The organism is Oceanobacter antarcticus, from assembly GCF_044962685.1.
In the GTDB taxonomy this organism is placed as follows: domain Bacteria; phylum Pseudomonadota; class Gammaproteobacteria; order Pseudomonadales; family Oceanobacteraceae; genus Oceanobacter; species Oceanobacter antarcticus.
In genome coordinates, this window is sequence record NZ_JBBKTX010000014.1 from 106,474 (window position 1) to 128,038 (window position 21,565).

Annotated in this window: 22 protein-coding genes and 1 tRNA gene; 10 read left to right on the forward strand and 13 right to left on the reverse strand. The window is 51.6% G+C overall.

Annotated elements, in window-relative coordinates; genetic code table 11:
• Position 1: 1 nt before the first annotated feature.
• The 8 genes from WG929_RS12510 (at position 2) to mutT (ending at position 9,932) form a co-directional block, all read left to right on the forward strand.
• Positions 2-775 carry a cell division protein FtsQ/DivIB gene (locus tag WG929_RS12510; RefSeq protein ID WP_416206293.1) on the forward strand — a complete coding sequence of 258 codons (774 nt, stop codon included), beginning with the start codon at positions 2-4 and terminating at the stop codon, positions 773-775.
• Positions 775-2,010: a cell division protein FtsA gene (gene ftsA / locus WG929_RS12515; RefSeq protein WP_369855005.1), complete on the forward strand. Its 1,236-nt coding sequence runs from the start codon at positions 775-777 to the stop codon at positions 2,008-2,010. The genes WG929_RS12510 and ftsA overlap by 1 nt, the downstream gene beginning before the upstream one ends.
• 64 nt (positions 2,011-2,074) lie before the next feature.
• Positions 2,075-3,265 carry a cell division protein FtsZ gene (gene ftsZ, locus WG929_RS12520; protein ID WP_416206294.1) on the forward strand — a complete coding sequence of 397 codons (1,191 nt, stop codon included), beginning with the start codon at positions 2,075-2,077 and terminating at the stop codon, positions 3,263-3,265.
• A 101-nt stretch (positions 3,266-3,366) separates the two neighbouring features.
• A complete protein-coding gene (lpxC, locus tag WG929_RS12525) occupies positions 3,367-4,275 on the forward strand; it encodes a UDP-3-O-acyl-N-acetylglucosamine deacetylase (protein WP_416206295.1) in 909 nt (302 codons plus the stop codon).
• A 188-nt stretch (positions 4,276-4,463) separates the two neighbouring features.
• Positions 4,464-5,393, forward strand: a complete 930-nt coding sequence (locus WG929_RS12530) for a M23 family metallopeptidase (protein ID WP_416206296.1) — start codon at positions 4,464-4,466, stop codon at positions 5,391-5,393.
• A 113-nt stretch (positions 5,394-5,506) separates the two neighbouring features.
• The gene (gene secA / locus WG929_RS12535) at positions 5,507-8,239 is read left to right on the forward strand and encodes a preprotein translocase subunit SecA (RefSeq protein ID WP_416206297.1); all 2,733 of its coding nucleotides are present in this window, start codon (positions 5,507-5,509) and stop codon (positions 8,237-8,239) included.
• A 17-nt stretch (positions 8,240-8,256) separates the two neighbouring features.
• Complete coding sequence (argJ, locus tag WG929_RS12540; RefSeq protein ID WP_416206298.1) at positions 8,257-9,474, forward strand: bifunctional glutamate N-acetyltransferase/amino-acid acetyltransferase ArgJ; 1,218 nt, start codon at positions 8,257-8,259, stop codon at positions 9,472-9,474.
• Positions 9,474-9,932: an 8-oxo-dGTP diphosphatase MutT gene (mutT, locus tag WG929_RS12545; RefSeq protein WP_416206299.1), complete on the forward strand. Its 459-nt coding sequence runs from the start codon at positions 9,474-9,476 to the stop codon at positions 9,930-9,932. Before argJ ends, mutT begins: the two co-directional genes overlap by 1 nt.
• 16 nt (positions 9,933-9,948) lie before the next feature.
• On the opposite strand, the gene WG929_RS12550 is transcribed toward mutT, so the two are convergent.
• From WG929_RS12550 to miaB, 6 genes are read right to left on the reverse strand one after another with little or no spacing between them, the layout of a single operon-like run.
• A complete protein-coding gene (locus tag WG929_RS12550) occupies positions 9,949-10,296 on the reverse strand; it encodes a DUF6164 family protein (RefSeq protein WP_416206300.1) in 348 nt (115 codons plus the stop codon).
• Positions 10,296-11,849, reverse strand: a complete 1,554-nt coding sequence (gene lnt, locus WG929_RS12555) for an apolipoprotein N-acyltransferase (RefSeq protein WP_416206301.1) — start codon at positions 11,847-11,849, stop codon at positions 10,296-10,298. The genes WG929_RS12550 and lnt overlap by 1 nt, the downstream gene beginning before the upstream one ends.
• The gene (locus WG929_RS12560; RefSeq protein WP_416206302.1) at positions 11,846-12,667 is read right to left on the reverse strand and encodes a CorC family transporter; all 822 of its coding nucleotides are present in this window, start codon (positions 12,665-12,667) and stop codon (positions 11,846-11,848) included. Before WG929_RS12560 ends, lnt begins: the two co-directional genes overlap by 4 nt.
• The gene (gene ybeY / locus WG929_RS12565; RefSeq protein ID WP_416206303.1) at positions 12,664-13,146 is read right to left on the reverse strand and encodes an rRNA maturation RNase YbeY; all 483 of its coding nucleotides are present in this window, start codon (positions 13,144-13,146) and stop codon (positions 12,664-12,666) included. The genes WG929_RS12560 and ybeY overlap by 4 nt, the downstream gene beginning before the upstream one ends.
• Positions 13,143-14,219: a PhoH family protein gene (locus tag WG929_RS12570; protein ID WP_416206304.1), complete on the reverse strand. Its 1,077-nt coding sequence runs from the start codon at positions 14,217-14,219 to the stop codon at positions 13,143-13,145. The genes ybeY and WG929_RS12570 overlap by 4 nt, the downstream gene beginning before the upstream one ends.
• A gap of 35 nt (positions 14,220-14,254) precedes the next feature.
• The gene (gene miaB, locus WG929_RS12575; protein WP_416206305.1) at positions 14,255-15,616 is read right to left on the reverse strand and encodes a tRNA (N6-isopentenyl adenosine(37)-C2)-methylthiotransferase MiaB; all 1,362 of its coding nucleotides are present in this window, start codon (positions 15,614-15,616) and stop codon (positions 14,255-14,257) included.
• Positions 15,617-15,746: 130 nt separating this feature from the next.
• Here miaB and WG929_RS12580 point away from each other — a divergent pair, with 130 nt between their 5' ends.
• Positions 15,747-16,091 (forward strand): DUF1820 family protein, encoded by a 345-nt coding sequence (locus tag WG929_RS12580; protein WP_416206306.1) that lies wholly within the window; start codon positions 15,747-15,749, stop codon positions 16,089-16,091.
• Positions 16,092-16,246: 155 nt separating this feature from the next.
• Positions 16,247-16,846 (forward strand): hypothetical protein, encoded by a 600-nt coding sequence (locus WG929_RS12585; protein WP_416206307.1) that lies wholly within the window; start codon positions 16,247-16,249, stop codon positions 16,844-16,846.
• Positions 16,847-16,876: 30 nt separating this feature from the next.
• Here the strand turns inward: WG929_RS12585 and WG929_RS12590 are convergent, their stop codons facing one another.
• The 7 genes from WG929_RS12590 to WG929_RS12620 all read right to left on the reverse strand — a co-directional run bounded on the left by WG929_RS12590 (position 16,877) and on the right by WG929_RS12620 (position 21,563).
• Positions 16,877-17,026 (reverse strand): hypothetical protein, encoded by a 150-nt coding sequence (locus WG929_RS12590; RefSeq protein WP_416206308.1) that lies wholly within the window; start codon positions 17,024-17,026, stop codon positions 16,877-16,879.
• Between the two features lie 54 nt (positions 17,027-17,080).
• On the reverse strand, positions 17,081-17,650 hold the full coding sequence (locus WG929_RS12595; protein WP_369854989.1) for a TetR/AcrR family transcriptional regulator: 570 nt from the start codon (positions 17,648-17,650) through the stop codon (positions 17,081-17,083).
• A 274-nt stretch (positions 17,651-17,924) separates the two neighbouring features.
• Positions 17,925-19,016 carry a redox-regulated ATPase YchF gene (gene ychF, locus WG929_RS12600; protein WP_416206309.1) on the reverse strand — a complete coding sequence of 364 codons (1,092 nt, stop codon included), beginning with the start codon at positions 19,014-19,016 and terminating at the stop codon, positions 17,925-17,927.
• Between the two features lie 39 nt (positions 19,017-19,055).
• The gene (gene pth, locus WG929_RS12605; RefSeq protein WP_369854987.1) at positions 19,056-19,643 is read right to left on the reverse strand and encodes an aminoacyl-tRNA hydrolase; all 588 of its coding nucleotides are present in this window, start codon (positions 19,641-19,643) and stop codon (positions 19,056-19,058) included.
• Positions 19,644-19,767: 124 nt separating this feature from the next.
• Positions 19,768-20,382 (reverse strand): 50S ribosomal protein L25/general stress protein Ctc, encoded by a 615-nt coding sequence (locus tag WG929_RS12610; RefSeq protein ID WP_369854986.1) that lies wholly within the window; start codon positions 20,380-20,382, stop codon positions 19,768-19,770.
• A gap of 116 nt (positions 20,383-20,498) precedes the next feature.
• Entirely contained in the window at positions 20,499-21,440 is a 942-nt protein-coding gene (locus WG929_RS12615; RefSeq protein WP_416206310.1) for a ribose-phosphate pyrophosphokinase, read from the reverse strand.
• A 48-nt stretch (positions 21,441-21,488) separates the two neighbouring features.
• Positions 21,489-21,563 (reverse strand) — tRNA-Gln (locus WG929_RS12620).
• Between the last annotated feature and the right edge of the window lie 2 nt (positions 21,564-21,565).

Sequence of the window (21,565 nt, forward strand, 5' to 3'; positions counted from 1 at the left end):
TATGTCGGACAAGCAGCTGCCACGTGGTGCCACGCTGGTGCCACCTAGAAGAGAACCGCTTACCCGGAAATTAAAGTTCCGGGTACGTATTCCGGCTCAGGTTTGGGTTGGGTTGGGGATTGCGTTGCTGTTTGTGGGGGCTGGGGTCCTGGTACGTCAGGCCTATCACACCTGGCCGGTCAAGGATGTGGTGGTGATTGGCAGATTAAACGTTTTGCACGCAGAGGAAATAGCACGGCAAATATTGTGGGTGAGAAATGAAAGTTTTTTCACCCTTGATGTGACACGGGTTCAACGGCAGGTTGCTGCAATGCCATTGGTCAGTCGTGTCGCAGTTCGCAAGCGTTGGCCGGACAGTGTCGAATTACTGCTGTATGAGGAGTTGCCAGTGGCGTTATGGAATGACGAGCAGTTATTGACCGCCACTGGCCGCCTGTCGGATATACCGCCCGGCTTTACTACAACTGGGTTGATGCGCTTGTACGGGGCCGATCCGGTAAAAAATGAGTCCGTCAAATATTTCCGGCGCTTGCAGCAGGCACTGAATGACCGAGGTCTGACCGTGAACAGTATGAATGTCAATGCTGTGCAAGCTGTCGATGCGACACTATCGAACGGTTGGGTAGTACGGTTTGGGCGTAAATATTTTGAAGAACGATTACAGCGTCTGGTAGCCCTGTTAGGCAAACTTGACGCCAACGAGGTGCGTCAGGTGGATTTGAGATATGGCAAGGGTGCTGCTATTCGCTGGCAAACAACAGGAGTAACCGGGTAATGGCAAATGCGCAGGCAGGTCAAATGCTGGTAGGACTGGACATTGGAACGTCCAAAATCGTTGCGATTGTTGGTGAAGTGACATCGGAAGGCGGTATTGAAATTGTCGGACTTGGCAGTCACCCCAGTCGTGGTATGAAAAAAGGCGTGGTGGTTAATATTGAATCCACCGTTCAGTCTATTCGTCGTGCTGTTGAAGAAGCAGAATTAATGGCTGGTTGCACTATTCATTCGGTTTATGCCGGTATTGCTGGTAGTCATGTGCAATCACAAAACTCGAATGGTGTGGTTGCGGTACGTGGTGCCGAAATAACCGAAGCGGATGTGGAACGCGTTATTGACGCAGCCCAGGCTGTTGCTATTCCGCAAGACCGCCGCACAATTCATGTATTGCCGCAGGAATATTCGGTTGATCATCAGGAAGGTATTCGCGAACCGGTCGGTATGGCTGGAGTCCGTCTCGAAGCCAAGGTACACCTGGTTACTGCAGCGGTTAACGCAGCGCAGAATATTGAACGCTGTGTGCAGCGCTGTGACCTCAGTACGGATGATATTATTCTTGAACAACTGGCGTCCAGTTATGCGGTCTTGACCGATGATGAGCGGGAGCTGGGTGTGTGTATGGTGGATATTGGTGGTGGTACCACGGATATTGCTATTTTTACCGATGGGGCGATTCGTCATACGGCGGTTATTCCCATTGCTGGCGACCAGGTCACCAATGATATTGCAATGGCATTATTGACACCGACCCAGCATGCAGAAGCCATAAAAATCAAATACGCCTGTGCGTTGCGTCAGCTGGCGCACGAAGATGAGATGATTAACGTCCCCAGTGTCGGAGAGCGCCCGCCACGTCAGCTGTCACGGCAGTCTTTGGCGGAGGTTGTCGAACCTCGATATGATGAATTATTTTCCCTGATTCAGGCAGAATTGCGTAGAAGTGGCTATGATGAACTAATACCTGCTGGGGTTGTACTGACGGGTGGTACTTCAAAAATGGAAGGTGTTGTGGAATTGGCTGAAGAAATATTTCATATGCCTGTCCGGTTGGCTCGTCCACACGGGGTTTCGGGGTTAACGGATATAATTAATAACCCTATTTATAGTACTGCCGTGGGGTTGCTTCTTTATGCGGCCAAACAACCTAAAAATAAGCCAGCAGCCATAATTGAAGATAAGTCACATTCCGGGCTGTTTGCCCAGTTATCCGAATGGATAAAAGGTAATTTTTAGTATTTAATGTACAAGTGCGTAGCAGAGAGGGGGGTGCGTCATGTCATTTGGAAAAGAAGGCGATATGTTTGAATTAGCAGACGATGTGCTGGAAAACGCGATAATCAAGGTTATCGGTGTTGGTGGCGGCGGCGGTAATGCTGTTCAGCACATGGTAGAAAGCAATATTGACGGCGTAGAGTTTATTTGTGCCAATACGGATGCGCAGGCATTACGTAATGTGGGTGCTCGCTCTGTTATTCAGCTGGGTTCTGGTTTGACCAAGGGGTTGGGTGCTGGTGCCAATCCTGACGTTGGTCGTCAGGCTGCAATGGAAGACCGCGAGCGTATCGCAGAGGCGCTTAAAGGTGCTGATATGGTCTTTATCACTGCAGGTATGGGTGGCGGAACCGGTACTGGTGGTGCGCCTGTAGTGGCTGAAATTGCTCGCGAACTGGGAATCCTGACTGTTGCTGTGGTAACACGGCCATTCTCGTTCGAAGGCAAAAAACGCATGGCGATGGCTGAAATCGGATTGAAGCAGTTAAGCGAACATGTGGATTCGTTGATCACTATTCCGAACGAAAAGCTCCTGTCGGTACTGGGGAAGGGCACCACGCTGATGGATGCTTTCCGCACTGCGAATGATGTGTTGCATGGTGCTGTCAAGGGGATCGCCGATCTGATTACCCAGCAGGGTATGATTAACGTTGACTTTGCTGACGTGCGCACAGTGATGTCCGAAATGGGACAAGCCATGATGGGAAGCGGTTCTGCCAGTGGCGAAAATCGCGCTCGCAAGGCCGCAGAAGCTGCCGTTGGCAGTCCGTTACTGGAAGACGTTAATCTCAAGGGTGCGCGCGGTATTCTGGTCAATGTTACTGCAGGGTTTGATTTGTCTCTGGGTGAGTTTTCCGAAGTTGGCGATATTATTGGCGAATACGCTGCAGAAGATGCAACCGTCGTTGTGGGCACTGTCATCGACCCAGAAATGAGTGATGAGTTGCGCGTAACGGTGGTCGCTACTGGCCTGAATTACCATGCTTCTGCGTCAGCCTCTGTTGCTGCAGCAGAACCTCGCCCGAAAAAAGTGGTCGATAACGCACCGGCACCAAAACGTGCTGATGGCACTACCGACTACAACAAACTGGATCGCCCGGCGGTGAGTCGTCAGGCTGGAGCTGGAGCACAGGCGGCGACAAGAGCAGAGCCACAAACACGACAGGATATGGAATATCTGGATATACCTGCTTTTTTGCGTCGTCAGGCAGATTGAGTCAAAAAGAGCACGCCACTGGCGTGTTCTTTCATTCCTGCTATAATCTTTGGATCTATTTTTTTGTATAAAAAACGCCCGATAATGGCAGGATTGTCAGAATGATCCCTCAACGCACTCTAAAGAACACTATTCGCGCGTCAGGTGTAGGCCTTCACTCCGGTGAAAAGGTCTATCTGACTTTGAAGCCAGCCCCGGTCAACACAGGGATTGTGTTCCGTCGAACTGACCTTGACCCCGTTGTCGATATTCCTGCGCATGCGTTGAATGTTGGTGAAACGACCCTGTCTACAACTCTGGTTCGTGATCATGCCAAGGTCGATACTGTGGAGCATTTGCTGTCTGCAATGGCTGGCCTTGGTATCGATAACGCCGTTGTGGAAGTCAGTGCTCGCGAAGTACCTATTATGGACGGTAGCTCTGGCCCGTTTGTCTTTTTACTGCAATCGGCCGGCTTGATGGAACAGGGCGCACCAAAGCGGTTTATTCGTATCAAACGTCGTATTGAAGTCAAAGAACGCGACAAAACGGCTGCTTTTTTGCCTTACGATGGCTTCAAGGTGTCTTTTGAAATTGATTTTGATCACCCTGTGCTGAAACAGAGTGTGCAGAAGGCCAGCCTGGATTTCTCCTCGACCTCGTATGTCAAGGAAGTCAGTCGTGCTCGTACCTTTGGCTTTACCAAGGATCTGGAGTACATGCGCGCCAAGAACCTGGCACTGGGCGGTAGTGTCAAGAATGCGATTGTGGTGGATGATTATCGTGTCCTGAACGAAGACGGTCTGCGCTATGAAGATGAGTTCGTCAAACACAAGATTCTTGATGCCGTTGGTGATTTGTATTTACTCGGCCACAGTCTGATTGGTGAATACATTGGCTACAAGTCTGGTCATGGCCTGAACAATCGTTTGCTGCGCGAATTACTCGCTCATGAAGATGCGTGGGAATTTGTCGAGTTTAGTGAAGAAGCTGCACCGATTACTTATATGCGTCCAGCTGCCGCTGGTTAAGTGCTTCTGAAAAATGCTGTAGTAATATCTCAAGGCCATAGTAATATGGCCTTATTTTTGTCTGTCTGTTGGTGAATTGTAATGGGTTTGGCTGTTGTGAAAGCTCCGGTTGTGCTGCGGTCAGTAGGGCATGGGCCTGACAAGCAAGTCTGTACGTGTATCCGTCTGGTTCACTTACCTGGTTATTTATGAACATTATTGTTGTTGGTCAGCGTCACGGTGAGTCCCGGACTTACCGATTGACCACACCTGCGAGGACGTTGCTGTTTGGCTGTCTTGTGGCACTGCCTTTTGCGATGGGGGCGGCAGGCTTTTGGCTGGCTGATTGGCTGGCTGATGAAGATTTTTCTCTGGAGCCGATGGCAGCAGAGGCATGGGAAAATGATCTCAGCCTGCAGCGTCAGGAGCTGGAACAAATCCGTATTCAGACCGATCAGGAGCTACAAGCTCTGACGGTCAAATTGGCAGAATTGCAGTCGCGCTTGATGCGTCTTGACGCCCTCGGCGAACGTCTGGTTGATGTTGCCAACCTGGAAGCGGAAGAATTCGATTTCTCCATGGCACCTGCTCTGGGTGGGCCGGGATCGATAGGAGAAGCCTACGAGGCACCGGAAATCAGCGATGTACTGAATGACTTGGCAGATCGGATTGGCCATCGTGAGCAACAACTGGAAGTGCTGGACGACCTGATGTCTGCCCGGCGTCTGGATGAAGATACCTTTGTCACTGGACGGCCGATCAAGAAAGGCTGGATGTCTTCTCGCTATGGTCGCCGTGCGGATCCCTTTACCGGGCAACTGGCTTGGCATGCGGGGGTCGATTTTGCCGGTAAGCTGGGCTCTGATATTGTAGCGGTCGCGTCCGGTGTTGTGACCTGGGCGGGTGATCGTTATGGCTATGGACGGCTGGTTGAAATCAATCATGGCAACGGCTACAAAACGCGCTACGCACATTGCCTTGAGTTGAACGTCAAGGTTGGTGATATCGTTCGCAAGGGTGATGTTATTGCCGCGATGGGCAGTAGCGGACGCTCAACCGGGCCTCATGTGCATTTTGAAGTCTTCAAGAACGGGCGAACGGTAGACCCCTCGGCTTATATTCATCGCACTCTCCGATAGGCATTGATCAAATTGCTGTCACCATCTCGGGCCTGTAACGTAGGCGGCGTATAACTTGTCGTTTCGGTCTGTCCGGGCCTCACTGTATTTGCAAATTGGATAGTTAGAATCACATGATGGGTAATATTTTCCGCACGCTCTTCGGCAGTAAAAATAGCCGGGAACTGAAGCGCATGGGTAAGCTGGTTGAGCAGGTCAATAGCTACGAAGAAGCGCAACAAGCGCTTACTGATATAGAGCTGCAGGCAAAAACAGCCGAATTAAAACAACGCCTGAATCAGGGTGAAAAACTTGACGACTTGCTGCCTGAAGCGTTTGCAGTCTGTCGCGAAGCCAGTCGTCGGGTTATGGGCATGCGCCACTTTGATGTTCAGCTGATTGGTGGTATCACCCTGCATGAAGGACGTATTGCCGAAATGCGTACCGGTGAAGGTAAAACCCTGGTGGGTACCTTGCCGACGTATCTGAATGCATTAACTGGCAAGTGCGTTAATGTCGTCACGGTGAACGATTACCTTGCCCGTCGTGATGCCGAATGGATGCGCCCGTTGTATGAATTTTTGGGTTTGACGGTCGGTGTGGTTGTGCCTGGTCAACAAACAGCCGAAAAGCGCGAGCAATATCAAGCAGATATTGTATATGGAACGAACAACGAATTTGGCTTTGATTACTTGCGCGACAACATGGCCTTTTCCGTAGAGGACAAGGTTCAGCGTGATCTGTACTTTGCTATTGTCGATGAAGTGGACTCCATCCTGATTGACGAAGCCCGTACACCACTGATTATTTCCGGCCCCGCCCAGGATAACTCCGAACTTTACCGCAAAATAAATCTGCTGGCTCCCAAGTTGCAAAAGGGTGAGCTGGATGAAGAAGATAATCCTATTTCCGGTCACTTTATTATCGATGAAAAAAGTCGTTCAATTGAGATGACAGAAGAAGGTCACGAGTTTGTTGAAGAGATGCTGGTTGCTGAAGGTCTTCTCGAAGCGGGTGAAAGCCTCTACGCAACGCAAAATCTTAACCTGCTGCACCATGTCCATTCGGCTTTGCGGGCGCATGCGATTTATAGCAAAAATGTCGACTATATCGTTCAAAATGGTCAGATTGTGATCGTTGATGAACATACCGGGCGAACCATGCCCGGACGACGCTGGAGTGAAGGTCTGCACCAGGCCATCGAGGCAAAAGAAGGTGTGCGTATTCAGGCAGAAAGCCAGACGCTGGCTTCTACTACCTTCCAGAACTACTTTCGGTTGTACGAAAAGCTGGCTGGTATGACCGGGACTGCGGACACCGAAGCTTTCGAGTTCCACCAGATTTACGGCCTGGATGTTGTGGTTATTCCTACCAACAAGCAGGTACAGCGAACCGATTATAATGACGTGATCTACGCTACGGTGCCAGAGAAGTATGACGCTGTTGTTGAGGAGATTCGTGCCGTCATTGAATTGAAGCGGCCGGTTCTGGTTGGCACTGCATCCATTGAATCATCCGAATATGTTTCCGGTTTACTACAAAAAGCCGGTATTCCCCACAATGTTCTGAACGCCAAGGAAAATGCCCGTGAGGCGGAAATTATTGCCGATGCCGGTCGTCCCGGGGCCGTAACCATTGCTACCAATATGGCGGGTCGTGGTACTGACATCATGTTGGGTGGTAACTGGGAGTCCGAGATTTCGCGCCTGGATAATCCATCTGACGACGACATCGAGGCGATCAAGCTGGACTGGAAAACGCGTCACGATGCGGTTTTGGAAGCCGGTGGTTTACATATTGTCGGGACGGAGCGGCACGAGTCGCGCCGTATCGACAATCAGTTACGTGGCCGTGCGGGCCGTCAGGGGGATCCAGGTTCTACTCGCTTCTTCTTGTCGCTGGATGATAGCTTGATGCGCATGTTTATGTCTGAACGTATGCGCGGAATGATGCAGGCGTTAGGCATGAAGGATGGTGAATCGATCGAACACAAAATGGTCACCAATGCGGTCGAGAAGGCACAACGCAAGGTCGAAGGCCGCAACTTTGATATTCGTAAGCAGTTGCTGGAATACGACGATGTGGCCAACGACCAGCGCCGCGTTGTGTATGAACAGCGTAATGACCTGATGGCGATGGAGGATATCGGCGATATCATCACAACGATACGCAAGGATGTGATGGAAGACGCAGTCAGCGATTATATCGCGCCACAAAGTCTGGAAGAGCAGTGGGATATCGCTGGGCTGGAAGCGCATCTGAGTGCTGAATTTAATGTCGAATTGCCGATTCAGCAGTGGTTGGATGCCGAAGACAAACTGTATGAGGAAACCCTGCGTGAACGCATTGCGGATACCGTTGAGCAAGCCTACAAAGACAAGGAGGCCTCGGTTGGTCGTGAAACCCTGCGTATCTTCGAAAAACAGGTGATGCTACAGATTGTTGATAATCTCTGGAAAGAGCACCTGGCGACCATGGATCACCTGCGCCAGGGTATTCATCTGCGTGGTTATGGCCAGAAAAATCCGAAGCAAGAATATAAACGTGAATCGTTTAACCTGTTTCAGGAGCTGCTTGGCAATATCAAGCGCGAGACCATTCGGGTGCTGTCTCACGTCAAGGTTCGTGAAGAATCTGAAGTCCGTGAAATGGAAGAGAAGCGACGAGCCGAAGCGGAAGCCCAGGCGCAACTGGCCAAATACGAGCACGAAACCACCAGTGGTATGGTTGCAGACGAGCCAGTTGCGGCAGCTGGAGATGATCAGGTGCAACCGTTTGTCCGTGATGAGCGCAAAGTAGGACGTAATGAACCTTGCCCGTGTGGTTCTGGTAAAAAATACAAGCATTGTCATGGCACATTGTCATAAGGCGTAAGAGATACAACATGGCCGTTAATTTTTCAGTATTTGAGGATTTTGCAACCGTTGCCGGTGTACGGTTGGGAATAGCCCAGTCTGCGGTGCGTTACCAGAACCGCGATGATATGGTTATTTTGGAGTTGGCAGAGGGTGCCGAGGTGGCTGGCGTATTTACCCAAAATGCTTTCTGCGCGGCTCCCGTGCAGATTGCCCGTGAGCATCTCGCTGTACAGTCACCGCGTTACCTGTTGATCAATACCGGCAATGCCAATGCCGGTACCGGCAAGCAAGGGTTTGCCAATGCTCGTCGTAGCTGTGAGTTGCTGGCCGCAGCTACCGGTGTTGAGGCCAGTCAGATACTGCCGTTTTCGACCGGAGTCATTGGCGAGCCACTCAATATGGCCGCCTTTGAACGCGGCATTCCTCTGGCATTAGCACAACTTGGCGAAGATCAGTGGGCCCGTGCAGCGCGCGGTATCATGACAACGGATACCTTGCCAAAAGGTTACTCGCACTGCTTTGAACTGGATGGCCATGAGGTCACCATCAGTGGCATATCCAAAGGGGCTGGCATGATTAAGCCCAATATGGCAACCATGCTGGGCTTTATTGCCACCGATGCGCAGATTGACAAAATGGTACTTGAGCAGTGGTGCAAGCGTCTGGCTAATGCCTCGTTTAACCGCATTACTATCGATGGTGATACCTCAACCAACGACAGCTGTATCCTGATTGCTACTGGCCAATCGGCACTGACGATTACCGATGCCGATTCCCCCGTGGCCGAGATGCTGTTTAACGAATTAAAAATAGCCTTTCAGCTACTGGCCCAAGCCATTGTGCGTGACGGTGAAGGTGCAACCAAGTTTGTCACTGTCGAAGTTATTGAAGCTCGCGAGCCGCAAGAGGCACTGGATGTCGCCTACACGGTTGCTCATTCGCCACTGGTGAAGACCGCCATGTTTGCCTCCGATGCCAACTGGGGACGTATTCTTGCAGCAGTTGGTCGCGCCGGTGTCGCCAATATGGAACTGGATAAGATTCAGATCTGGCTTGATGACGTCCGTATCGTTGAAGATGGTGGCCGCTGTGATTCGTATACCGAAGCTGCTGGTGCTGCCATATTCAAACAGTCCGAGTTTACCGTGCGTATTGCGCTTGGACGCGGAGATGTGACCGAGACCATCTGGACGACGGATTTGTCCCATGAGTATGTCACTATCAATGCCGATTATCGTTCCTGATGGCTGTGAGAGATGTCGGTGATGTGAGTCACGCCGCTGTTGTTACTGAGCAATTGGCGGTAGCTGTGGCGGTGATTTGTAATCCGCAACAGCAAATCCTGATCGCAAAACGCCCGGATCATAAACATCAGGGTGGGTTGTGGGAGTTTCCAGGGGGAAAGATTGAAGCAGGTGAAACAACCGCTGCCGCCCTGGTGAGAGAGCTGGACGAAGAGCTGGGCCTGCAACTGGGTAACGACAGTATGTTACCGTTGATTGAGGTCTGCTTTGATTATCCAGACAAGTCAGTCCGACTGGATGTTTACTGGGTAGAGGTAACGGCAACAGAGGCATTGCAGGCACACGGTGCCGAAGGGCAACCGATCTGCTGGGTTGGTGCTGCTGATTTGGCCAGCTACAATTTTCCGGCAGCCAATCAGCCAGTTCTGGATGCAACACTGGGCCGTTTGAAACGTTAAGTTAGTAGTTTTTTGGCTACTCAAACACCGTTACAAATGGCCATACAGTCAGCATCACGATGATTCCAATACCCGCCGCGACCAGAATAAAATCTATCGGGCGTTCCCGAAAGCGATGGCGCAGGGATGGCACCGGTTGGGATGCCTCCCTGTTTTGGTCAAGCAGATCCTGTTGTACTGCGTCAATCAGCGATCTTGCCCTGTCGTAGTCATCGGCATCGACCAGCCAAATCGCTGCCACGGATATTCCCCAACGACCAGCATGGGTTTCATAACAATGAATAGCGTGCTGTTCCAGCAAAGCCCTCACTGCATCAGCTTCTTCATCCGGCACATTGTTCAGTCTGAACAGTAACTTCGCCATTACCGCTCGCTCGTTGCTGTTGTTGGCCGGGTGGCAATCACCAGTGCGGTAGCAAACAGCAGTGTTACCAAGCACAAAAAGTACAACGGCAGCAGCCCCCAGCGCATATAGGGCGTGTCTCCGCTCCGTAATTCAGCCTTGGCCGTCAGGCTGCCGCGAATGCCGGTCGGTAGTTGCTTCACGATCTGACCATGGTTGTTTACTAATGCGGTAATACCGGTATTGGTCGAACGCAGCAGGTAACGCCCGGTTTCCAACGCCCGCATTTGCGCCAGGCCCATGTGCTGTTTTGGCCCCAGAGAGTCGCCAAACCAGGCATCGTTGCTGACCGTGACCAACAGGTTAGCTTGCCTGGCCATGCGGCTGACGAGTTGTGGATAGGCTATTTCGTAGCAAATATAAGGGGCGATCAAATAAAGCTGTTGATGCACTTCGAGACGGATCAGATCCTGATCGGGTGCACCATGCAAGAAGCTCGACATTTCCAGATCAAAAAATGGAATCAGGCCGCGTAGCTGGCTTTCAAAAGGAATAAATTCACCAAAAGGAACCAGTTGTTGTTTGTGATACAGACCGTCAGCCATACCCGTCGCAACAATGCTGTTGTGATATTCCCCGGCCTGCGGGTGATTTTGTGGATAGCGGTAAGCGATACCGGTTATCAGGCCAGCATCATGTTGTTGCGCTGTGTGATTAAGTTCGTCCAGGTAAGGTAAAAAACGATCATAGACCAAGGTGATCGCTGTCTCCGGCCAGACAATCAGGTCGCTGTCCCAGAGTTTTGAGGTTTCCTTGAAATACAGGTTGATGGTCGGGCTGACCATTTCCGGCTTCCATTTCAGATTCTGATCAATGTTTCCCTGTACGCTGCTGACCGTCAGTTCACCCACTGGCGTTGTCCATTGCTGTTGTTGTAACAGGTATCCTGCTGGCCAGAGCAGTACGACCCAGAGGTATCTTAACTGGGTTGTCCGCAGAGCCTGAATCAGACTGGTGGCGGTCAGCATCAGAATAACCGAGATACCATAACTGCCAATAACGGGAGCCCAGCCGGATAGCCAACTGAACAGGTGTGCGTCACCCGCAAATAACCACGGGAAGCCGGTAAATATCCAGCTGCGTAGCCATTCGCTGATAAACCAGAAGGCGGGTAGCATTAGCCAGGGAATAACTGGTTGGCCATGGCGTCTGAACAGGGCGTAGAGGCTAAAGCAGATGGCGGGAACCAGTGCCAGCACTGCGGCAAACAACGCTGCCAACAGTATGGCCAAAGGGGCAGATGTGCCGCCAAAGTCATGCATGCTGACATAAACCCAGGAAACACCACTGCCAAATTGACCAAAGGCGTACCACCAGCTGCGTTCAAATGCCTGGCGGCACGAAGCGGGTTGCCACAGCAAGTGAGCAAACAGAATCAGACTGACCAGCCCCAGTGGCCACCAGTAAAGCGGTGCCAATGCTAGGGGAGCAATGGCTCCGGCTGCCAGTAATAACAGCGGCGTCATCCAGCGCTCGGATTTGATCATCATCCCGCTAGGGGTGGTTGGAATCACACAGGGGTGACCTCAAGTAAATTGATCTGGCGGCTGGTGCCGTTGATGACCTTGAAGTGCCAGTTTTCGATACTGATACTTTCATTACATTCCGGTACCCGACCAAAATGATGGATGACGATACCACCGATGGTATCAAAATCGTCATCGCTGAAGCTGGCCTCAAAATGTTCGTTAAAGTCTTCGACCGGAGTGAGTGCCTTGACCATAAAAATCTGATTTTCGACTTCCTTGATCAGGCTCTCTTCTTCATCAAAATCATGCTCATCTTCAATATCGCCGACAATCTGTTCCAGTACATCTTCAATAGTGACCAGTCCGGCAACACTGCCAAATTCATCGACCACAACCGCCATATGATTCCGGGTGGCCCGGAATTCCCGTAGCAGAACATTCAGGCGCTTGCTTTCCGGTACAAAAGTGGTTGGGCGTAAAATATCCTTGAGGCGGAAATTGTCATGGTGATCGGTAAGCAACAATGGCAACAGATCCTTGGCCAGCATGATACCCAGGATTTCATTTTGCCCTTCACCCAGCACGGGGAAGCGGGAGTGAGCCGATTCAATAATGCGTGGAATGCATCCCTTGAGCGACTCGTTGATTTGAATGGAGACCATTTGGGCGCGCGGAATCATGATATCCCGAACCTGCATCTCGGAAACCTGCAGGGCACCTTCAAGAATATTCAGGGTGTCGTTGTCGACGATGCTGCGTTCGGCAGCTTCTCGCACAATCACTTTGATGTCTTGACGACTTTGTGGATCGTCAGAGAACAGATCAGTCAGCTTTTCCAGCCAACTTCGGGGGTCGTCGCTCATGGGGCCTCGTCTTGATAAGGGTCTGGGAAGCCGAGCTGCGCCAGCAGGCGTTGCTCCAGTTCTTCCATCTCTTCCGCTTCGTCGTCATTTATATGGTCGTATCCCAGTAAATGCAAGCAGCCATGAATGACCATATGAGCCCAGTGGGCATTCGCTGATTTACCTTGTTCGTGGGCTTCCCTTGTCACAATCTGTACACAGATGACCAGGTCTCCCAGTAAAGGGATAGGGACTTGCGGTGGGGCTTCAAAAGGAAATGACAAGACATTGGTCGGCGAATCCTTGCCACGGTATTCGCTGTTTAATTGTTGGCTTTCTGCTTCGGCGCAAAGACGAATGGTCAGTTCCGGTTCGTCATAGGGGGAGCGTTCTGCCACTGCGGCGGTTACCCACTGCAGAAACTGCTCTTCCGTGGGCAAGCTTTCTGCTTGCAGATCAATTTCTTCGGCAATTTGTAAGTCAAGCAGCGCTAGCGTCATGAAGTGGTTGCCTGTTGCCGTTCCTGGCGACTGGCTTCTCTGGCCTGTTCTTCTTGTTCGTCATGGCGATCGTAGGCATCAACAATACGTTGTACCAAGGGGTGGCGGACAACATCACGATTATCAAAACGGGTGATACCGATGCCTTCAACGCCGTCGAGTACTTCCAGGCCATGACGCAAACCGGACAGTACACCACGTGGCAGATCCGTCTGGGTGATGTCACCGGTAATCACCGCTCTGGAGCCAAAGCCAATCCGGGTCAGAAACATTTTCATCTGTTCTTTGGTGGTGTTCTGGCTTTCATCCAGAATCACAAAAGAGTGGCTGAGGGTGCGCCCACGCATGTAGGCCAGCGGTGCCACTTCAATGACATTACGTTCCATCAACTTGCCGACGTATTCAAAACCGAGCATTTCGTAGAGGGCATCGTAGAGTGGACGCAGGTAGGGATCAATTTTCTGCGCCAGGTCGCCAGGCAGAAAGCCCAGTTTTTCACCGGCTTCTACCGCTGGGCGCACCAGCAAAATACGTCTGACATCATCTTTCAATAGCGCTTCTACCGCTGCAGCGACCGCCAGGAAGGTTTTGCCGGTACCGGCAGGGCCAATGCCGAAGCTGATGTCGTAGCGTCGTATCTGGTCAATGTATTCGCGCTGATGCTTGCCTCGTACCTTGACATGGGCCTGGGGCGTTTTGATGATCAGCGAGCCGTGCTGGGGATCCGGCTGAGGCTGTTGTTCCGAGCTATCCGATTCATCCTGTTGGTTAATTTTGTCTTCTGATAGCAGTAAATGTATCAGATCCGGCGTGATCGGCGTGCCATTGGCGGTCTCACTGTAGAGCCGGTCAATCAGCCGGGCGGCACGGGCACCGGCTTCGCGGTCGCCTTCGAGGCGAAACTGGCCGCCACGATTATAAATGACCAACTGGTAGTGATCTGCAATCTGGTGGATATGGCTGTCCAGATTGCCACTGAGGTTGGCGAGCCGGGAGGCATTTTCCGGTTGCAGCTCCAGAGTCTGGACGGATATTTCAGCAACTGACGCTGGGGTGCTGGGCGTATCGGTCAAAAAAATCTCCTGGGAGTAGGCAACGGCGTACTGGTCTAGTACGCCTGATCTGCATCGATGATGACACCGCGCAGGCTGTTCGGGTAGGCATCTTCAATCTGTACCCGTACGAATTTACCAATCAGGCTGTGGTCTTCATAGCGGAAGTTTACAACGCGGTTGTTTTCCGTACGCCCTTGCAGTTCTCCCGGATCCTTGCGAGAGACACCGGTGACCAGAATGGTTTCTTCACAGCCGACCATGCGGCGGCTGATTTGCTGGGCATTTTGTAAAATACGGGCTTGCAGAATATGCAGGCGTTCTTTCTTGACGCTTTCCGGGGTGTCGTCTGCCAGTTCAGCTGCCGGTGTGCCAGGGCGGGCGCTGTAAATAAAACTGAAAGACGTATCAAAACCAATACTTTCGATCAGTTTCATGGTGTCTTCAAAATCTGCCAGCGTTTCGCCAGGAAAGCCGATAATGAAGTCGGAGGAGACGGAAATATCCGGGCGCAACTTGCGCAGCCGCTCGATCTTGTCGAGATACAGATCAATTTCATGGCCGCGTTTCATCGCCGCGAGAATCCGGTTGGAGCCACTTTGTACTGGCAAGTGCAGGTGGCTTACCAGCTCTGGTACTTCGGCATACACTTGAATCAGGCTGTCACTGAACTCCAGTGGGTGTGAGGTGGTGAATCGAATCCGGTCAATACCGTCGATGTCGGCAACCTGGGTAATCAGTTCGGCCAGGTCGGCTTCTTCTCCATCGGTGGTTGCACCGCAGTAGGCGTTGACGTTCTGCCCCAGCAGGTTGACTTCCCGAACGTTTTGCGCTGCCAGTTGTTCTACTTCTCGCAGTACATCGGCGAGCGGTCGGCTGACCTCTTCGCCACGGGTGTAGGGGACAACGCAGAAAGTGCAATATTTGGAGCAACCTTCCATAACAGACACAAAAGCCGTACAGCCTTCCACTTTGGGAGCGGGCAGATGGTCGAATTTTTCGATTTCAGGGAAGGTAACGTCGACTACCTGGATGGCATTAGCTGCCTTGTTCACCATGGCTGGCAGGCGGTGGAGCGTTTGGGGGCCAAAGACCATATCGACAAAGGGCGCTCGTTTGATGATGGCGTCACCTTCCTGGCTGGCGACACAACCGCCGACGCCAATTTTAAGATCGGGGTTTTTGGCTTTCAGTTTTTTCCAGCGCCCTAGCTCATGAAAGACCTTTTCCTGGGCTTTTTCCCGAATCGAGCAGGTGTTCAGCAGAATGACATCGGCTTCTTCCGGGTTGTCGGTCATTTCCAGCTGATGGCTGGCTTCCAGCATGTCTGCCATCCGGGATGAATCGTATTCGTTCATCTGGCAACCGTGCGTTTTGATGTAAAGCTTTTTCGGTTGATCCTGAGTGGCAGAAGTCATGGGCAAAACAGCCTTCGGTGTCGCGTAAAAAAAGGGGCAGTATTATACTTCGCTCCCTTCTGTTGATGCCAGTGCGCATCTGCAGTCCTGATCGAGATTTTCTGTGCTACCGAGGTTGTCTGACGCCTTTATGAATTCGAAAGAAATGGTTGAACCCGTCTACCGCGTTGTTTTTTTACAACAAGCCGAGGTATTTGAAATTTACGCGCGCTATATCTATCCAAGTGATCTGTATGGTTTTGTTGAAGTTGAGCAATTATTGTTCGGGGAGCGCTCCCAGTTGGTGGTGGATCCTGGTGAGGAGAAGCTGAAAAACACCTTTGCTGATGTCAAACGCACCTTTATCCCTATGCATGCCGTCATCCGTATCGATGAAGTGAGTAAAGAAGGCAAGCCGACGGTGACCAAAACCGATGGTGCCAATAACGTCAGTTTATTCCCAGGGCCGGGAGGGACACCAGCGGGTCGACGATAACGTCATTGAGGACGGTTGTCTGACTCACTATTGGCACGGCTTGTCACTTTCGGCAGGCCCTGCTATGTTCAGGCAAGTTATTTTTGCTGAGGAGATCTTCGCAGGTACTTGCCGTTTGGCTCCGCAATGTCCATCCAGTATAGGGAGTTAGCCTCATGAACGCAGAAGTGATGCCGTTGTTCTGGCGAATTGCAGAACACGAACAAAATGGCCTGGAAGCTGTTAGCTTGTTAATGCCTGCTCCGGCCTCCGGAGAAGCACCCGCTGAATTTCCCACCGAAGTTTGTTTCCGTTCTTCCCGAGAGCAAAAGCCCCCGGTTGACCTGCGTTGGTCTGACGAAGACTCTGATCTGTTTATGAGTCTGCTTGATCGAGTGGTTGATGTTGAGGAAGACAACGAGGTTACCCTGGATATCAATGACGGTATCGTACAGGGGATCGTACAATTGGTGGCGCTGGCACGGTTCAAGAAACCGGCACCGACAGATGATCTGGTAGGTGACGATTTTAATACCGAACGGGAAGAAACCGAGATTGGTGATCTGGTCGCGCTGAACACCCGCTATGGCTATGTTTTGGCGATTGTGGTCGGGCTGGATTCGATCGATACCACCTGTGTTTTGCTGGAATCGGTGGTTGATGATGCCGGACTGACACTGGTTGCAGAAAATACCCTGGTTATTGCCAACCGACTTTCGATATTGCCAGGCTGCTTTGCCGACTCGGATGTCGGGCAAGGGGAAACTCGGCACTGAGCGGTGTCAGTGCCAGTGTCTTTTTGCGGCTTATTTCGCCAGCGCCAGACGCTGGCGTTTTTGTTTCAACACCATATGAGTCAGGGTTGAATAAAAGCCGGTTCCACTTTGGCGGTTGTGCTGGTGGCTGGCAGCGATTTCAGCACCGCTGACCGTGTTTGCATTCGATTGCTTATTCATGTGTGATCCTGTCTGAATAGGTGAAAGAATATTCATTCCGTGTTTGTGTCCCGTTTAACGTCGTATTGCATCCCAACAGAGGCTGAGAATGTCTTCTTCATCGCAGCTGACGCAGCTGAATTTTTCTGGTGCCTGTTGCTGTTTTTTCGCCATCATGGAAAGGCTTCCATAGGTCACTGTATTGAGCAGTTCGTTGGGAAGGTCCTTGAAGACCCCCTGATGCTTGCCATCATCCAGCAGTTGACCGATGACCTGTTGCAGTACCGTCAGAGAGTTCTCCCGGTGCTCGGCACAAATGGTTGGTGAGGCCAGTAGCTGATCCATTAATGCCCGCTGACAAGGGTTTGCGAGCACATAACGGTAATAGTTGCCCCACAAGGTAAAGAAGCGTTCGCGCAATGGCAGCGAGGCATCGTAACCTTCGGTACAGGCGGCAGTCAGTTTTGTGATCAGGTCATCAAACAGGGCCTTGACCAGATCCTGCTTGGTTTCAAAATACCGATAGATGGTTCCGGCACCACATCCGGCAAGAGCAGATATTTTGGACATTGGACAAGCCTGAAGGCCATGTTCGACGATCATCTCTGCCGTTGCTTTCAGTATCTGTTCGCGCTTGTCTATCATGATGCTCTATTGCCAGTGACTGAACGTTCATTCTGGTCGTTGGGCGATGGATTTGCAATCTGCTATTACGTGTCGTTTTGGTTCAATGTGTTATTTATTTGAAACAATAAGGCTGGAAATAGAAAATTGGTTCTATTTTCGATGAAATGTTGCGGATTATTGGACGCGCTGGTGACTGATGAGCAGGCGGAAAGGGAGTTGTCCTTTCTGCCTGGGCCTGGGCTGCCTGCAGTTGCAGCAGCTCAGACCTGTGTCTGGTGAATAAGACAGTGATCTATACGTTAAAACGGAAGTGTACGACGTCGCCGTCCTTGACGATGTATTCCTTGCCTTCAAGCCGCCATTTGCCAGCTTCCTTGGCACCAGATTCCCCTTTGTACTGAATAAAGTCGTTATAGCCAACCACTTCTGCGCGGATAAAGCCACGTTCAAAGTCGGTATGGATCGCTGCGGCAGCACGTGGTGCGGTATCGCCGACCTTGATGGTCCAGGCGCGGACTTCTTTTACTCCGGCGGTGAAGTAGGTTTGCAGCCCCAATAATTCATAGCCAGCACGGATAACACGATCCAGCCCCGGTTCTTCCATGCCAATTTCGGACAGGAATTCCATTTTGTCTTCATCATCCAGTTCGGCGATTTCGGACTCGATCTTGTTGCAAACGACCACGACCTGGGCACCTTCGGAGGCGGCAATGGTGTGCACAACGTCGAGGTGCGGGTTGTTTTCAAAGCCATCTTCGGCAACGTTGGCAATGTACATGGTAGGTTTGGTGGTCAGCAGGTGGAATGCACGGGCGACTTTTTGCTCGTCGTCACTCATGTCCAGCATGCGGGCGGTGTGGCCTTCTTCAAAATGGGGTAGCAAACGCTCCAGCAACGCCTTTTGCGCTACTGCATCCTTGTCGCCGCCTTTGGCGGTACGACTAACGCGTTGATACTGCTTTTCACAGGATTCCATATCGGCCAATACCAGCTCGGTATTGATGATCTCAATATCGTCTGCCGGGCTTACCCGGTTGGCAACGTGAATAACGTTGTCGTCTTCAAAACAGCGTACCACGTGGGCAATGGCATCGGTTTCACGAATGTTGGCGAGAAACTGGTTGCCCAGGCCTTCACCTTTTGAAGCGCCAGCCACCAGTCCGGCAATATCGACGAATTCCATGGAAGTTGGGACGACGCGTTCAGGTTTGACGATGTCAGCCAGTTCATCCAGGCGCTTATCGGGCATGGAAACCACCCCGGAGTTAGGCTCAATGGTGCAGAACGGAAAGTTCTCTGCGTCGATGCCGGCCTTGGTGAGTGCATTGAACAGTGTGGATTTTCCGACGTTGGGCAAGCCAACGATGCCGCATTTGAAGCCCATAAGTGGTTTCCTGTGTCTGATAAAAACGGGGCAGGTATTTTACCCTTTAAATGAATGAAGTCGATTCATGGCTTTCGCCATTTCGCCGTTCAGTACGTCTGGTAATACTCGGCATGCTTCGTCAATGGCTGCCCGGATGCTCTGTTCTTCCGCGACGGGGGCGCGTCCCAGCACATGGCCAGTGACCCGTGATTTGTCACCGGGGTGGCCAATGCCAATTCTCAGACGATGAAAATCCTTGTTGTTACCCAGCTGACTGATAATGTCGCGCAGACCATTCTGGCCACCATGGCCACCACCGGTTTTAAACCGTGCGATACCCGCTGGCAGGTCAAGCTCGTCATGAATAACAAGAATGTTTTCGGGTTTGAGTTTGTAAAAATTGGCCAGTGCGGCAACCGCAAGGCCACTGCGATTCATAAAGGTGGCGGGCTTGAGCAGCCAGCATTCCTGGCCATTGATATGGCCCTTGCCAGCGAGTCCGTGAAATTTTTTGTCGGGAGACAGGCTAATGCGCTGGCTGTGCGCAAACGCATCCAGGCACCAGAAACCGGCATTATGGCGGGTGTGTTCATATTCGTTGCCGGGATTGCCCAGACCAACGATCAGTGAAATCGGTGCAGTCACTTGCTTGCCTCATCAACAGAATGACGTGAGAACAGCTTGTCAGCTTGCGGCATCATAAATTCTGGTAAATCTGAAAACAAAAAAAAGCGGGGATATCCCCGCTTTTTTTAACAGCCGAACGAGATTACTCGCCAGCGGCTTCAGTTTCTTCGTCGGAGCCGCCTTTGGGCGCCATCACAGACACAACAGCAGTATCGTGCTCTGGGCCGTGAGACAGAGCCAGAGACTCAACACCTTCAGGCAGCACCAGATCGCTCAGGTGAAGGATGGTACCGAGTTCAACCGCAGCCAGATCAACTTCGATGAATTCTGGCAGGTGATCTGCCGTGGTAATGATGTCCAGGCTGGTCAGCTGGTGAGTTACCTTGCCGCCACTCATCTTGACACCAACACAGCTTTCTTCATTCAGGAAGTGCAGTGGAACGTGTGCCTTGATCTTGCTGTCTGCGTTAACGCGCAGAAAGTCGGCATGCCACAGCATGGCTTTGGCTGGGTGGCGCTGCAGGTCTTTCAGCAGAACCTGTTCAGTCTCACCGGCAATCTCCAGAGTAATGATGCTGTTGTAAAACGCTTCATTTTCCAGCTGCTTGTTGAACTCATTGGACTTGATGGTAATGGTTACGGGTTCTTTTGAACCACCGTAAACAATGGCCGGAACGCCGTTTTCACGACGCAGGCGGCGGCTCGCACCTTTCCCTGAGTCTTCGCGAACAACAGCAGACAATGTGAAGTCTGACATAGTAAATACCTCTTTAGCGGATAGAAAAACCGCCAGAACTTGCGACCAGTGCTGGCGGTTTTATTTAACCGGTGACACAACCAGTGTCACCGGGTTCAGCGCTTGCTCGCGTGTTATTAGCGGAACATCGCGCTGATGGATTCTTCGTTGTTAACCCGGCGTACCGCTTCTGCCAGCAGACCAGCAATGGTCAGTTGGCGAATGGAGCCTGTGGCTTTGGCTGCCTCAGACAGGGGAATGGTGTCGGTGACAACCAGTTCATCCAGTTCTGCATTGGCAAGCCGTTCAAGAGCGGGGCCGGATAGTACAGGATGTGTACAGTAGGCGACAACTTTTTCTGCACCAAACTCTTTTAGTGCCTTGGCGGCGTGGCACAAGGTGCCTGCGGTGTCGACCATGTCATCTACCAGCACACAGGTGCGGCCCTTGACATCACCGATAATGTTCATGACTTCGGCAACGTTGGCTTTGGGACGACGCTTGTCGATGATAGCGAGGTCGACATCCATCTGTTTGGCGATTGCGCGGGCGCGTACTACACCACCAATGTCGGGTGAAACAACGATCAGGTTTTTGTAGTTTTGACGTTCCAGATCGTCGAGTAGCACAGGGGAGGCGTAAACGTTATCAACCGGAATATCAAAGAACCCCTGAATCTGGTCGGCGTGCAGGTCAACGGTCAGCATGCGGTCAATACCCGCACCGGCCATCATGTCGGCAACAGCGCGGGCGCTGATTGGCACACGGGCGCTGCGCGGACGGCGATCCTGGCGGGCATAACCAAAATAGGGAACGACTGCGGTAATTCGGCCAGCTGAAGCACGGCGCAAGCCATCGGCCAGCAGCAGAATTTCCATCAGATTATCGTTTGTGGGAGCACAGGTAGGCTGGATAATAAAAACGTCTTTGCCGCGCACGTTTTCATCAATTTCAATGGTGATTTCACCATCACTGAATTTTCCTACGCTGGCTTCACCGAGGGGGATGTCGAGACGTTCGACAACGAGTCGGGCCAGTTCCGGATTGGCATTACCGGTAAATACCATCAACTTAGACACAATAGTCCCCTTTGATGTCACTTTAATCTGATTTGGGAGGAAAAGAATTGGCTGAGGTGGCAGGACTCGAACCTGCGAATGACGGGATCAAAACCCGTTGCCTTACCACTTGGCGACACCCCAGT